Annotated in this window: 4 protein-coding genes; all 4 read right to left on the reverse strand. The window is 54.7% G+C overall.

Annotated features, from left to right (window positions below; genetic code table 11):
• Positions 1–3: 3 nt before the first annotated feature.
• Positions 4–10,932: a PKD-like domain-containing protein gene (locus KK062_RS27655; RefSeq protein ID WP_254087630.1), complete on the reverse strand. Its 10,929-nt coding sequence runs from the start codon at positions 10,930–10,932 to the stop codon at positions 4–6.
• A 77-nt stretch (positions 10,933–11,009) separates the two neighbouring features.
• Positions 11,010–12,344, reverse strand: coding sequence for a hypothetical protein (locus KK062_RS27660; protein ID WP_254087631.1), 1,335 nt, complete (start codon positions 12,342–12,344; stop codon positions 11,010–11,012).
• The gene (locus tag KK062_RS27665; protein WP_254087632.1) at positions 12,325–13,476 is read right to left on the reverse strand and encodes a porin family protein; all 1,152 of its coding nucleotides are present in this window, start codon (positions 13,474–13,476) and stop codon (positions 12,325–12,327) included. Before KK062_RS27665 ends, KK062_RS27660 begins: the two co-directional genes overlap by 20 nt.
• 12 nt (positions 13,477–13,488) lie before the next feature.
• A partial coding sequence (locus KK062_RS27670) for an nSTAND1 domain-containing NTPase (protein WP_254087633.1) occupies positions 13,489–16,407 on the reverse strand: 2,919 nt, incomplete at its 5' end.

The raw sequence follows: 16,407 nt of genomic DNA on the forward strand, positions 1-16,407 counted from the left end.
CGATTAATTCAACACGACAATTTTGGTATACAGCACTGCCTTGCCGCTGGCCTGTATTGAGAGCACATAGATACCGTTTGGCAGCGAGCTGATGTCTAATGCCTGCGGTGCGGCGAGGTTGCGATTCACCTCACCGTCTAATACCGTTACGCCGCGTTGGTCCACGACCTTCCAGCTGTAGTCTCTTTCCAGGCGTGTTCCGAGGAACAGGTTAATATGCTTCGATGCCGGGTTGGGATAAATCTTCAACCTGGCCAGTGCTGCGGTAGCCGGGTCGTCGGGTAGGCCTACCGGGATCATGGGTGTCTTCGTTTCGTCAATCTTCCTGATCTCCGTCTGCAGGATGCGGCGTGATGCCTTGTCTTGCGCAAAGGCCAGCAAGGACAGGTTGCTGCCATCGGTAATCGGAACCTGAATCGGATACTCGACTGTACGCGTGTATACTTTTCCTATTTCCAGCGGCTCGTTGATCAAAAAGCCTTCCGGGCCAAACAATAGTTTACGCAAGGAATTATGATTATAGCGGCCGCTCGTTCCTATTTCTATGTCATCTTCCACCAGTGCCGCGTGTAAGATCATCGGCGGTGTAAAGGTCTGCTCCTGGTCAATAAAGGTATACTTAACCGTGGCGCGCAGCACGTTCGACGGTGCGGTCGGATCTATTTCAATCTCGATCCGGAAAGACGGTGCCTCCAGCGATCTTCGATCCAGCTCGTCATTCGTAATTTTTTGATACGCCCCTGTAAAAGATACACCATAGTAATTGCCAAAGATACCGTCCATGACAGCCAGGGGTGGCTGCGATACTCCGTATAGTTGACTCCGTACGGCTGGGTCCTCGGTATTATCCAGGGCAATTTGATCGAAGCCGGGCGTCGTAATGTGGTATTGAAGCTTGATGTGATCGGCCGGGTTCAGTTGGTCGATATAGTCATCGGCCGCCAGGCTGGGTTGACTGAAGTTGTTCGTAAAGTGCTCCACCAACACGTTCCGTTCCTTCTCACCAATATAGATATCATCAAAAGCAAAGCCGTTCAGGATACGTCCTGCATCGTTGTCTTCGTTCGCGCCAAACGCAATCCGGAACACGACGGTATCTTTCGGCAGATCGTTCAGGTTAAAACGACCGTTACGCCAACCGTTGGTCATGTCCGTCCAGGCGAAGTTGTCTTGCCCACCGGGCTTGCCACTCAGGTTCGAGCCATTATACCAATCAATGCCCCGCTCGCTGTCGGCTCCCACCACACGCCAGTTCTGACCACCATCGGACGAATACTGTAACACCGCACCATCAAAGTTCTTTTGCGTATCGGACCAGTACCGGATCGATGCCATCGGGCGCTCCAACGCGCTTAGGTTTACGCAGGGGCCCAGCACATACGAATCTTCGTTGCCATAGTACGTGCTATAATAGGGTGCAGCACCCGGATTCGGATTACCTCCGGTCCACCAGGCGCTATCGCCTGAGAAAGCTCCCCTGATAATATCACCTTTTGGAACACCAAACTCCCAGCTGGACGGATTTCCGTTTTCCACCTTGATCCAGGCACCTTGACCGTCTTCAAAATCTGTCTGGTAGCCGTTATTTGAAACCGGCAGGTGGTAGTCCAGAATGTATACCGCGATCGTTGTATCCTTTTCACATCCTACATCGGTACGCACACGCAAATTCACGCGGTACGTGTGGAAGGCCTGGTATTGGTGGCTTGGGTTTTCATACGTTCCCTGTGTGCGGCCGTCGTGCGTACTTGCCGGAACGTTATCCGCCACTTCTCCGAATGGCAACACATCACCATCGTCAAAGTTCCAGGAATATTCCTGAATAGAGCCAAGTGAGATCGTCGATTTGCTTTGGAACTTCGTCGCCTCGCCGCTACAAATTTTTGTCCAGGTAAAGTCTACTTTTGGCTTGGTGCCAATAAAAATCTGCTTCTCCGTCACCGCTGTACAATTTTGATCGGTCTTCACCGTCAGGGTCACGTTGTAGTATCCTTCGCGGCTATACTTCCATTTTGGATCCTGGATCGTCTTCTTAACATTACCATCGTCGAAGTCCCACTCCCAGCCATTGATAGTACCGTCGAAGGTGTTGTTTGGAATGGTCGACAGATCGGTAAATGCCACCGAGTCCGTCACGCATGAATTATTGGCCCCGATCACCGCTTGCGGCGACGCATTGATCACAATACGTTTCAACATCGTATTGGTAGCACCCAGACCGTTGGTATAGGTATACTCCACAAAATACTCACCGGCCAAAAGGCCGTCGGTATTAATGTATTGTCCACCCGCGTCGGAGCCCAGAATGCTCGGCGTCAGCGGACTGGCAAAACTTGTCGGCTCCAAACCCGTACCTACCGGCGGATCACCCACCAGGCGCGCTTTGCCAACGTTCGTACAAATGCGTGGCTCTGCGCTAAAGTCCGCCAGGCCGGTGCCCGTCTGCACACCAAAGTTGATGTCGGTCAGCGGGTTCACAATAACTGTCTGACTCACCGAGCCTACGCAGCTGTTCGCATCCGTAAACGTATAGGTAATAATGTTGATGCCGATGTTCGCATGTGCCGGATCAAACCACGACGTACCCGCTTGTATACCGGGGCCGGTAAACGCACCACCGGGACCTTGCGGGAATCCTTGCAACACCTCGATCGGGTCGTTCTCCGCATACGCCGGCTCCAGTCCAAAGATAGAAGGCTTAGGCAGACGGTTGATGGTCAGCGCCACCTGGTCGGATACCGCGGTACAAGGACCGCCCGCATCCGGATCGTTGCTGGTCAACGTAAAAATAATATGTCCTGCTATACTGTCGGCTGTCGTAGGTGTATACAGGGAATGCAGATCGTTCACGTCCGAATAGCGAACCGGATCGCCGTCGCCACCGCTCCATGTTGTCTGGGTGGCCGCGCCGCTCATATTTCCGTTCAAGTGTACAACATCGTTTTCGCAGATCGCGAAGTCCGCGCCGGCAAATACCTTCGCCGACTCTTGTACCAATACATTTACCTCGTCAAACACGGCCGTACACGGTCCCGAACCGTCGGGGTCGTTGGCCGTCAGGCGGAAGATAAGTGTTTGGTTGATGTCCGCCGGGAGCGCCGTCGTGTAGGGAGCGTTCACGCGCATATCGGTTGTCACGCTGCTAACGGACAGTGACCCTGCCGCGCTGACAATGCTCCACGCACCGTTCACGGCGTTACCCGCCAGGGTGCCCGAAAGGTCGATACGATTCGGCTCACAGACCACGTAATCCACCAACGGCACAATGCGTGCGCGACGGTTAAAGAAGATCATCAGGGTATCGGTTTTCGTCGTACACGGTCCCGTCAGGTCGGGGTCGTTGGTGATCAGATACAGTTTCACAAATCCACGCGCCACGTCGGCATTCACGGCGGTGTATGTCGCAAGCACTTCTTTCAGTGTGGTGGTGGTGCTGGCCGAAATCGAACCATCGCCGGTCTTGATGAACCACGTACCGTCTGACGCTCCCCCACCGATTGTTCCCGTCAACGGCACATTCATCGGCATCACATCTGCCTCGCAAACTGAAAAGTCAGCGCCTGCGGTCACCGTCACCGCCGGGTTCACCGTAACGGTTACGGTAGACAATGGTCCGGTACAACCATTGGACGAAGGATAAATGGTATATACCACATGCCCCACGGAAGCATTGGTAGTCGTCAGCAACTGGTCGATGACCGAGCCATCACCGCTCGCGGCACCAGTAATATTGGCATCCGCTACGGCCGTCCAGGTAAAGGTTGTACCCGATACATTCTGCGGCGCCGGCAAAATGGCGATTTGTGCGCGTTCACCGCTACAAATAGTAACATCGTCTGCCTGGGCCGACGGCAGCGGCTTCACGTGAACCACCAGGTTCACGGTCGGTCCGGTACAGCCACCCACGCTGGGCGTAAATACGTACGTGATGATACCCACAGCGTTACCTGTATTGACTGGCATGTGCGACAGCGCGCCGCTACCCGAAACCGGCACACTCGCCGGATCAATGGGTCCGGTGAACGTGCTTGTCCAGGCAAAGGTCACACCGCTAATGGCAGAGGTTGGGGTAAAGCTGAGTAGCTCAGCGCTACACAGCTGTTGTGTCAGATCCGTAGGCGGGTTGTTGATCACCGGCACAGGCTTCACCGTCACGGTTACGTCAAACGGCACGCCGGGACAGTCGCCGGAATAGGGTATAATCTGGTACGTCACCGTCCCCGTGTTGAGGCCATCAGTGCTCGTTAATGCCTGGCGGATCACGTTGCCTGCACCCGTCGTAGCACCACTGACGTTATTGGTACCGGCAGCCAGCACGGTCCATGTGTACGTAGTACCCGCCACACTATTGGGATTCGAAATCGTTACGGTCGTTGACTCGCCCGAGCAAATGGTCTGACCATCGGCATATGCCGTCGGCTTCGGACGAACAGACACTACATAGTTCACCGGCGTTCCAGAACAGCTGCCGGCAGAAGGTGTGATCTTATAAATAACAACCCCGGTGGTATTGGCGGTGTTGATCGGCGAGTCGGTAATAGCCCCTGTGCCTGTTGGCGTTACACCACTCAATGAGCCAACGACCGTCGACTCCCAGGTAAAGGTCGTACCGGGTGTGATGGAAGCCGTCGGCAAGAAGCTCAACGCCGTGCCACTGCAAATCTCCTGCACCAGGGTAGACGGCGGGTTTGTAATACCAGGTTGTGGATTAACGGTTACGGTAACATCCACAACGTTACCAGTACAGCCGTTCACATGTGGCGTGATGCGGTACGTTACGGTGCCGGGGTTCACACCATCCACAGCGGTCAACACCTGGCTGATCACCGATCCGTCTCCCGCCGATTGTCCCGATACGTTCGAGGAAGCTTGAACCACCCAGGTATAGCCCGTGCCCGTAACCCCGTTGGTATTCGTAATGGTAACGCTCGTCGCGGTACCCGAACAGATTGATTGCGGCGATGCCGCGGCGATCGGCTGCGGCGTTACGGTTACATGCACCGCAAAGCCCGGCCCCGTACATCCGGCCGCTGACGGCTGGACCAGGTAGGTTACGTTGCCGGTGCTAACACCGTCTGTCACAAACAGCTGCTGTGCGATGGTTGTACCACCCCCCGCCAAAGCGCCCGTTATATTCACGGCACTTTGCACCGTCCAGGTAAAGGTCGTTCCCGAAACACTGTTCGGATTGGTAATAGCAATATTGGTTGTCTGTCCGGTGCAAATAGATGCGTCCGCCGCAAAAGCCGTCGGCTTCGTGCGCAGGGTCAGGGTGGCGGCATTGCTGGTCAATGTCGAGCATGTACCGGTAATCTCCACCGAGAATTGCTCACCGTTCAAGGTCAGCGGAATATTCGAGAGTGTCAATATCGGTGTCGTTGCGCCGCTAAAAACTCCGCCATCCGACAGGTATGCGGAACCTTGCTTCCATTTATAGGTCAGGCCCGCACCGATAGCCGCTACGGTAAACTGCGTGCTGCCGTCTTCGCAGACATCCGCGTTGACAGGGTGCGACGTAATGCTTACTTGATTCTGAATTGTCAACACCGCACTGTTGCTGATTGCGGGCGGCTCGCAGGCGCCACGCACGATGGCCCGGTATAAGTAGCCGTTATACGCGTATGGTGCGCCCGTGAGCTTCAGCGCCGACGTCGTCGCGTCGCTGTAAACACCACCGTTGGTCACGGCTGTATAGCTCACGCCGCCGTTGGTACTCACCTCCCAGCCATAGGTGGGTGCTGTGGTGCCCGTCGCCACCACGGTAAACGAAGCATTGCCACCTTCACAAACCGGCGCACTATTGGAGGGTTGACCCACAATGACGGGCTTGTGCTGCACCGTCAGGGCAACCGCGGTGCTGGTCGTACCCACACAGGTACCACCGATTTCGACACTATACTGATTGCCGTTAAATCCGAACGGCACATTTGTCAAAGTCAGGATCGGTGTGGTTGTGCCACTATAAACACCACCATCCGTAAGATAGGTCGAGCCTTGCTTCCATTTATACGTAAGACCTGTGCCGGTAGCGGCAACCGAGAATTGTATCGTACCATCTTCGCAGGTCGTCGCCGGCACTGGCTGTTGTGTCACCACTACATGGGCATTCAGTTGAAGCTGCGCGCTATTGCTCACCGCGGGCGGCGCACAGGTTCCCGATACCACGGCGCGGTACAGATAGCCCTGATGCGATAATGGCGTGCCGGTTACGGTCAATGTCGATGTCGTCGCGTTTGTATATACACCGCCATTCACTACCGGGTTATACTGAAGCCCGCCATCGGTGCTCACTTGCCAGGCATACGTCAAACCTGTTCCTGTCGCCGTAACGGAGAAAGAGGTGTTTCCTCCCTCACAAACCGGTGTATTGTTCACGGGTGATGCTGTAACAACCGGCTTGCGGTTTATATGCAACGGCACTACCGAGCTTGTAGCCGTGCTACACGTACCCGTAACGACAACACTGAACTGGCTGTTGTCCATTCCCGCAGGCACATTCGTAAGTGTCAACGTCGGGGTTGTCGCGCCGCTGAAAACACCACCATCCGACACGTCCGTGCTGCCTTGTTTCCATTGGTACGTCAGTCCAGCGCCTGTCGCTGTAACCGTAAACTGTGTCGAGCCGTCTTCACAAATGGTCGCCGTCACCGGCTGTTGCGTAATCACGGGATTCGCCTGCACCGTTAACAATGCCGCATCACTGAATGCGGGTGGCGTACAAGTACCGCTGATTCTGACGCGGTATAAATATCCCTGGTACGACAGAGCTACGTTGGTCAAGGTCAGTGTTTGCATGGCCACCCCGGCGTACACACCGCCGTTGGTCAGCGCTGCATACGATGTACCTCCGTTGGTACTCACCTGCCACTGATACAAAGGGTTGGTCGTGATACCGGGATCTACCGTAAAGGTCGTGCCGCCGCCCTGACAAATAATCTGCGCTACGGGGTTTCCACTCACCGCCACTTCCGGTCCTTCATTAATTGATAGGGTAGCATTGTTGCTGGGCAACGTACCGCATGTGCCGGTAATCGTCACCGAATACTGACGGCCATGGAAGCTGCTGGTAACACCATTCAGCATCAGCACCGCACTGTTGGCGCCGCTGTAGACACCGCCGTTGCTAATCGGTGTGCCGTTTTCATGCCACTGGTAGCTCAGGCCAGTGCCTGTCGCCGCAACCGAAAACTGGGCAGCGCTCCCCTCACATACCGTGGTGGGTTGAGGCTGAGCTGTAATCGCCGGAAGTGTATTTACCTGCAGCAAACCGCTATTGCTAAAAATGCTGGGCGAACATGTCCCGGTAATGCGGGCTCTATATAAATAGCCGTTATACGACGCCGGCGTTCCCGTCAGCGTCAGCGTGGCTGTCGTTGCCCCTGCATAGACGCCGCCGTTGGTTACCGTCGAATAGCTCGAACCACCATTGGTACTCACCTGCCACAGATACACCGCATTGGTCGTCACACCAGCGTTAACCGTAAAGGTTGCTCCTCCACCGGCACAAATTATCTGATTGCCCGGATGGCCCGTCACCTCCGGCTTTTCACGGATGGTAAGTGTCCCGCCGGTACTCAATACCGTCCCGCAGGTACCGGTCACCTCTACTGTATAAACACGATTATTTTGTACACTCTGTGCCGCCAACACTGTCAGCGTAGCGGTCGTAACATTGTTGTAGCTGGCGTTGTTCACCAGGTTTACGCCATCTTCTTTCCACTGGTAGGTAAGTCCTGCGCCCGTTGCCACTACCCTAAACTGAGCATTGCTGTCTTCGCATACCACTACGGATGCAGCGGGTTCTGTCGTAATACCTGTGCTGGCATTCACACGCAGAATAGCGCCGTTACTAAATACCGGCGAACCACATGTGCCCGACACGCGGGCGCGGTAAACACGGGCGTTCAGGGTCGTTGTCGCGCCGGTAATTTGCAGCGTATTGGTGGTAGCGCCGCTGTATACACCGCCGTCGGTAATATTGGAATATGTCGAGCCACTGTTAGTACTCACCTGCCACTGAATAACCGGCGTGGTCGTCACGCCCGGGTTGACCGTGAAGGTCGCATCGCTTCCCGCACAAATGGTCTGCGTTACCGGGTGGCCACCACTTGCTACTTCGGCGTTCTCCCGAATGGTCAGCGGCACCGTGATGCTGGTCGCCGTGTTGCAAGCACCGGTAACGACCAGGTTATACGTCCGACCATTGAAGGCGCTGGTCGGCGCAGTAATGGTCAGGGTCGGCGTCGTAACACCCGAAAACACGGCCGAGTTCGATAAGTTCGTGCCGTTCTGCTGCCACCGATACGTCAGACCGGTACCAGCGGCCGCAGCCGAAAACTGGATCACGCCGCCTTCACAGACCGCCTGGGCAACAGGCTCGGTCGTGATCGCTGCCGTCGCCTGCACACGTAACAAAGCGCTGTTGCTCACCGCCGGCGGCGCACAGCTGCCCGTTGCCACCGCCCGGTACAGGTAGCCATCATAGCCTACCGGCACTGCCGTCAACACCAGGGATGACGTTGTTGCGCCACTGTATACCCCACCGTTCGACACGGGGCTATAGGAAACACCACTGTTGGTACTCACCTGCCAGGTATAGGACACACCGGTACCGCTCGCCGCTACCGTAATAGTGGTGTTGGTTCCCTGACAGATCACTGGCGGTGTAGCCGTGGGGTGGCTTGTAATAACGGGTTTCGTATTGACCGTAAGCGCTACCGGTGTGCTGCCGGCATTCGCGCAGGCCGACGAAACGACTACTGAATATTGGTTGTTGTGATACGAAGCAGGAACATTGCTCAGCGTAAGTGTAGCGGTGCTACTGCCATTATAGATGCTGTTATCGGAGATAGGGTTGCCATTGACACTCCAGGCATACGTCAGGTTAGTGCCAGTCGCCGTTACGTTAAACTGCACGGTGCCATCTTCACACACCGTCGCCGGCGTTGGCGCAGTCGTGATCGACGCGCTGCTTTGCACCGTCAGTAACGCACCGTTACTTGTAACACTCGGTGTACACAAACCACTGATAACAGCCCGGTATACATTACCATTGTAACTGACCGGTAGATTGGATAAGCTCAGAATGCCTGTGGTGTAATTGCTATAAATGCCGCCACCGTCGGACACGATCGGGCTATAGGTCAGGCCACCGTTCGTACTCACCTGCCATTGGTAAGACACTCCAGTCGTCACCCCCGCGTCTACGGTAAAACTCACCGGCGCAGCATTTAATTGACACGTCGTCAGACTAACAGGTTGTCCGACAATCTCCGGACGCTCATATACTGTCAGCCGGGCGGGTGCCGAGATGGCATCGGGCGCACAGCTTCCTTTTACGACGGCACGATAACGGTAACCGTTCATTGTCGACGTGACCGCCGATACCGTCAACGACGGCGAAGTTGTCGCACTTCCCAGGTTAGCAAAACCGCCACCGTTGTCCACCTGCCACTGGTAGGTCAGGTCAGCGCCTGTCGCCACCACCGTAAACGAAGCATCCAGGCCTTCGCACATGACCGCGTCTGTCGGCGGATTGGTCACGGCGGGCAGATCGCTGTAGCGGATCTGTACATGGTCAACCGTCGCTGGGCAAGCGCCGTTTGTCACCGCCCATTGGAATATATACGTGCCATAGGCGCTAACCGTCGCCGTGCTATTCGCTTGTGTGTTGTTGCCAAACGATACCGTACCGGGGCCGCTCACTTTCGTCCACGTTCCCGATCCAATCACGGGCGTATTACCTGCCAGCGTGGCCACCGCGCCACAGACATCCGCATCCGGACCGGCATTCGCCGTGGTAGCGGCCTGGGTTGTCACGGTAATCTTGTCTGTCAGATACGTGTCGCAGGTCGTTGTGGGATTGCGCGCGTATACCTTCATGGTTGTACCGGCGGCAATCGCATTGCTGGTAATAACAATGTCACCGCCCGTACCACCTACAAATCCGCTGAGCACCGCACTGGTAGCATCGTCTTGCAATTGATACGAGACGCCACTCTGCGATCCTTGCACCGTCACGGCCACAGTACTACCCGCGCAGAGGGTTGTCGTAGCGGGCGAAACCGTTGGCGTTGTCAACGGCTCGGGGTAAATCGTTACCGTACGAATGTCAAGGCAGGATGGCACAAAGGCCACATAGTCATTGGTTGCAGACCAGATCGTATTATTTCTACCCGACACAACATACGACGTCGTGGAAGCGCCCACTTGCGGGCTTTCTATTCCTTGCGACGCCGCGCTGGAAGATAAGTCGATGGAGGGCGAATGTATTTCAACAATGTTGGTAGTCTCGTGCAATTGAATCTGCGTCGTTACCAGCGTCAGCACTCCGACCCGCCGGATGTTGGTGTACCGCACGACAAACACGCGGTTCGGCGCCGTGCCGGTTAGGAAATAGTCAATCGTACCGCCAAGTGTTGGGTCCAGATCATCCCACGCCGCAGCAATAATGTTGTCAGGATCGGTCGTGGTCGTTAAGACATCGTTATTTGAAGTTGCCACCGAGCTGGGACCAAAACCAATCAGGCCGTTTGAACCGATCCGTACAGTTGTTTGATCGTTACCGAAGAAGTTAAAGGTAAACCCGATGGGAATTGCGGCTGTCTGATCGTCGTTCGCCAGGGTGACCGTTGTTGCTGCAGCCGACAGCGGGTTGTAGGTACCCGCGGTAGAAATAGTATACGTGTTCGCATCGCCATTCGTAGCGATCAACGTGTGCGTTCCAACACCGGCCGCCGCCGGATCAAACGTCGAGCCGGTGACACCGGGGCCGTAATAGTAAGTTCCCCCTGTCAACGTAAAGGCTGGAGCATCGACGCAGTACGACGGATTGAGATTGGTAAAAGTACATTGCGCCGACGCGTCCAACACCGGCATCAACAATCCAATCCATCCAAAAATGAGTGCTGCTAAGAGGGGTCTTATTGGCATAAAAGGCAGATACTAAACTATTTATCGATTTCCGACGAAAAATGTAACCTCGTTTTAAGTCCGCACCGGTCTTCCCCTCAATCCAGTAACTCTCCCTGTGCGTTCAACTTGAATAACGCTATCTTTCGCTGGGTTTCCAGCTCGATTGTTCCCAATACGAGAATGCGTCCATCCGGCAGCTCTGCTACCGCCGCACCCCGGCTGTTTTTATCAAAGGCGCCAAAGTTCGCCGACCAACGCGGCGCACTCGACAAGTCGACTTGCGTCAGGCGTATGAGGGATCCCAAGGTGGTCTTTTCATGGCCTAACAGCAGAAATCCGTTGGCACGCACAGCCGGTGCCACCGCATGCGCAAGGAAAGAACCAGACAATCCCCTGACAATACCTTCATCGATCAACCCACGTGTGCTGTTACGACGGCAAAAATACAGGTCTCCCCAGGCATCCGGATTTACCACGATCCCACTATTCACGGCAGACGTACCAAATTCATAATACCCGCCTCCCAGTGCCGCCGGAACCTGAATGGCCGATGCCAGCCGCTCCTCCCTTGTGTCGTCTCCTGAAAACGATGCTCCGGTAATGTTAAGCCCATTGTCGTTCAATATCCATTCATTAAAATTCGATTCGTAGTCCGCATCGGGACCTCCTCGCAAACCATCGGAATATGTAAACCAGTAGAATTCTGACGGAGATTTTTCTAATACCTTGATCCCCGAACCAATATGCTCGCCCAATGAAATACCCGGTCCCTGTGCAGGAGGAATACGATCTTCCACGGTAGTCCAGGATCTTGTAAAATCGCGGTCAAAACCTACAGCAAACAAATCTTCTAAATCCTGTTCTGAGTTGGGTGGATCGTAATAAATAGTCTCATCAGTTGAATTTCCGGTAACGACAAAACCGCCATTGGATAAAGCCGTGATGCTATGGGCAAACTGCGTGTTCCACGTATTATCATTATTGCCGAAATACATACTATCGACCACCGAGCCATCGCCCCGAATACGAAGAACTTTAAAATCATAGACGGCGTCATTGGTATTCGGATCCGTGCCATACAGCGTATTGGACAGAATCAGGAAATTTCCGTCAGCGGTTGGTTCGAGATCCTGCGCATTTTCATCGTTACCACCAATGGTACCAAACCGTTTTTCCCAAAGTACCTCGCCACGCGCATCAACCTTGATCAGGACCATGCGTTTGTTCCAGCCCAGCACTTGTGTATTGCCGAGCAGTAATGCAGTGCCATCGGCGTTCACCACCATGTCGACCGCATCCTGGTTGCCGTCTTCACCATAATATTTAATGAAGTAATTCTGAAACTCTCCCTCGAAGTCCTGCTTGGTGTCGCAGGCAAACAGGACCATCAGCAGCCCCAGGAAGATATAATTATTTCTCCGTAGTGACATGATCCTGCTTTTTAAGATTGCGCATGACAGATTTCGACCGGGCCTTTTTCAGCTTCCGCGGTTTGTAGAGCGGATGGATATATCCCACCGACAAGTACAGATGGTCCATCCGAAAGAGGTCGTCCACATACCCCCACCGTAAAGCGGCTTCAGCACTGGACTGAAAGCCCTCCGACGTATGAGGACTGGAATCATCATAATCATAAATACTGTTGTTCGCATCCACCAGGTTGGTAAGCCCGAACGAATACCGCAAGTCTACAAAGACATAGTCAAGATTTACCTTGTATTTCACACCGCCGCCAATGTGCCACGAGCGATTCAGCATGTTACGCTTCGGTTTGAACTTTAATACCGGGCTCTCGCGGTCGATATTCTCCACGCGGTCAGCCGTCGGGTTGTAGTTGCGGTCGGAATACGTAATGGTCACACGGTCGCCCAGCAGCAGGTCAAGCGAAGCTCCCAGGTATACATACGGTCTATACTTTCCCTGGTCATCCGAATATTTGACCGAAAGCGGCATCCGCGCCCAGCTTTGGCGGTCGTATATGTCAGCAAGGTCGCGACCATAAATGCCGGACACCCGCTGCTTATACGAAGAGAAGACATAGGTGCCTTCCAACATCAGGCTGAGGTGATCGTTGTAGTTCCACTCCACGCCGACACCGGCCTGGCCTCCCGGGCGGAGCAAATTCTGTTGGTCTCCGTCCGCGGCCTGCCGGTCGAGAATGGTGTGGACAATGGACACGTTCGCTCCGGCCTTTGCAAACAGCGTAAAGATGGGCGTTGTGGTAAATTTCGAGCTCAGGTATACCAGGTCGATCGGGTCGCGCTTTTCATCGGTGACAAACTCGGGATTGGCGCGCAACACTTCGAGGTAGCTGTTTTCGGCATTGAAGGGATCTTCCAGCAGCAGGTACGTTTCGGACAACAGCAAGAATGCCCGCTGGCGCCATTCTTTGTTCTGGTTTTTTTGCAGACAGCCGCTGAGAATAGAAGGTATGACATAGAGATGCCCGGCATTGAACTCATCGGTGGCGCGGTTCAATGCCATCTCACACTCATCCTGGGCCTGCGCCCGGAAGCTTGCCAGGAGCAGTACGATCCATAGAATTGATTGATACCGTAACATCTGTTTTTCTGTTTAGTGCGCGGCAGAAGGCCCCGGGCAGGTGCTTTCATATGCGATCTGGTCACCTACGTACTTTTGCCATTCGTCCTGCGTCATGTTTCGCGTCAGCGCTGGGCAGATTCTATTTGCCAGGTCCGTCGGCGACGTCGGCCACACCCGTATCTCCGACTCGCTACACGCCGCAATAAGCAGGGATGACCCTTTGGCAAAGGCAATATCCCATACAAAACCATTGTTATTTTCCATTTCCACCGGCAGGTCTTCAGGATTGTTCAGCACATACAACTGCAGACGCTTATCCAGACCGGCACTGGCCAGCAGCTGTTCGTCGGGGCTGAATGCGACGTCGTTCACGCCCGCACGGTGTCCCGTAAATTGTCGTGTTTCGCGGGTGGCAAAATCGTAGAGCCGTACCAGGCCCCGGCGGTTGGTCACATCGTCCAGGCCATAGGCCAGGTAATTGCCCGAGGGGCTAAAGTTTACGGACAATACACGTGTAGCGGCATCGTCGGCCAACGTGATGTAACTGTTCTTGACCAGGTCAACCAGTATTACTTGTCCCGACCAGGCAGCCCCCGCCAGTATCTTGCCGTCAGCGCGGATGTTAATGGATTTCAATTCCATCGGCAGGGTAAGCAACACTTGCTTCTCTCCCGTCTGCGCATTTACGCGACTGAGGGTCTTCCCTCCGCTCGATACGATAAAGTCACTGCTGCCCGGAATAAACTCTATGTCGTTTGTCGCGCCGTTGAATCCATTTATCACCTGCGACTTGCCTCCCCCCTTCAAACTATGGACCTGAAGGAAAGTAGAGTCACTGCCATTGACCAGGTACGTTTCGTCCTGACTCATCGCTATCACCTTGCTGGGATAGGGCGTTACATACCCTGTCACCGCATTGGTAAGTTTATCATAATCACACTTGTAGATCCGACCATCAGCCCCCGAGGTGAAGAACGAGTTGTTCTTCTCGGATACCACCAGCGAACGAAGGTGTACACGCGGCGGCCCTTGTATTTTCATGCCATTGTAGCTGGCGCCCGCCAGTTTCGTCAACGCGCTATATAACCCCCGGTATATATACGGGTCATACACTTTACCGCGGTAACGACTGTGGAAGATATAACCCTGCATGGCCTGCAAGCCGGCGAGGTCTTTATCGTCGTCTTCCTGGACCGATTTGGTGGCTAAGTTCTGCGCAATGGCCAGCATATACAGGCCATTGGCAAGTTGATAATTCAGCTCGGCTTCTTCCTTTTTCAATTCGGCCAGCTCAGCGTTCTCTTTTGCCACTGTCCCGGCTGCGATCGCGCGCTGCTCTTCAATACGAGCCTTTTCCAACGCGGCTTCGGCCGCACGCTTGGCAACCTCGAGCTCTTGAATACTGCTATGAAGTTCCTTGTTATAATTATCGGCCAGCTCACGTGCAGAAATAGCGTCCAGCTTTTGCCTGTCAGCCTCGGTCTTTTGCTTCAACGCCTCTTCGCGTTGCACTTGCGCTTCGTTTCGCTGCACCTCTGCATAGCGGCGGTCAGCATCCGCCTGGAGCTTTTGCAGGTAGGCATAGACAAAAAACAGAATCGCCACGATAAACGCGATACCAAGAATAACCGCCGTGGCGCGCGTACGACGCAGCACCCGGCGTTGCATCATCTCCAGGTTCTTGAGCTCCGCCTCGTACGTGATGCGGCTGGTGTCCAAAAATACAATCGCCCGCTCGAAGGCCTCGTCGTAACGCTGGCCCCACTCGCGGGTGGGCTTTTGCTTCTTCTGCCAGTTTAAGGCCAGCTGCAGGTCCGGCGGTCGCCACAAACCGGTCTTGCCGATCTGATACATCGCGGCGGCTTCCGACAAACGCTTGTACATGGCGGCCGACTCAAATTCATCTTCCACCCATACTTCCAACCGGTTCCAGATACGAATCAAGCTTTCGTGCGAAAGCTCGATCATCGAGTCTTCGGTCAATGGTATATGGGCGGCGGGCATCAGGAACGAACGTCCCGGCTTGCGGAAGTGCTCCACCACGTGCATCGCTTCGGCTACACTACATTCTGCCAACTGGGCTATCAGGCCCAACCGGGCCGGCCGGCGCATGCCACGGTTTTCCTGATTCTTTTCGGTAATGTTCTTGAATAAAACTTCGGCGATGACCTTGTCGCGCAGCGACAGCTCGTCAAACGCTTCGTTGGCGTGTTGGGACAAGGCCTGTGCAATGCGGCCAATAGCGGTGTAGTGGCGTATGTCCAGCGGCTCACCGGGCTCGTGGTTCAACGCCCAGTAATCCCAGGTGCGCATCAGGGCATGCTGCAAGATGGGCAACTGGTCCTGGTCGTTGCCCATGTCGTTGAGCAGGCGTTTCACCAGGCGCTGCGAGATCTGTCCGCCGGCTACGGCCGTAGGTCCCTCGATGGCTATCTTCTTTTGCTCACGGGTCAACTGCGGTACCAGGTAGCTGCTGCTGTTGATCAGCCGCGTAAGCCCCGGGAACGCCGCGCACTCGCCAATAAATTCCGAGCGCATTGTAAAGGCAACATACACGGGTACCGTATCCTGTTTTACTGCCGTCAAAAACAGGTTTACGTAAAGCTGGGCATCGTTTTCCGTCGTTTCGCCATGGTCGTGGCGATGCCGGAATATCTCCTCGAACTGGTCGATGAGGAAGAAAATATTTTCTTGTTTGTCCGTTTGCAGGTAGCGCGCAATCTCCAGCAACCCTTCCGGACCACTGCGCAGCAGGGAGTTGACGATTGCCCGGTGCAAGATCACCTCGTCGGTCGTGATACGTTTGCTTTTGAGCATAAAGTCGATCACGGCGTCCACCAGCCCTTCGATCGGCGATGCTCCGGGCCGGGCAACAATGGCTCGCCAGGAAGGTCCCGAGTCGGTTACAAAGCCACCGTACAGCACGGGAATCAACCCGCACGCCATCAA

This window comes from Dawidia cretensis (genome assembly GCF_018598175.1).
Classification (GTDB): domain Bacteria; phylum Bacteroidota; class Bacteroidia; order Cytophagales; family Cyclobacteriaceae; genus Ohtaekwangia; species Ohtaekwangia cretensis.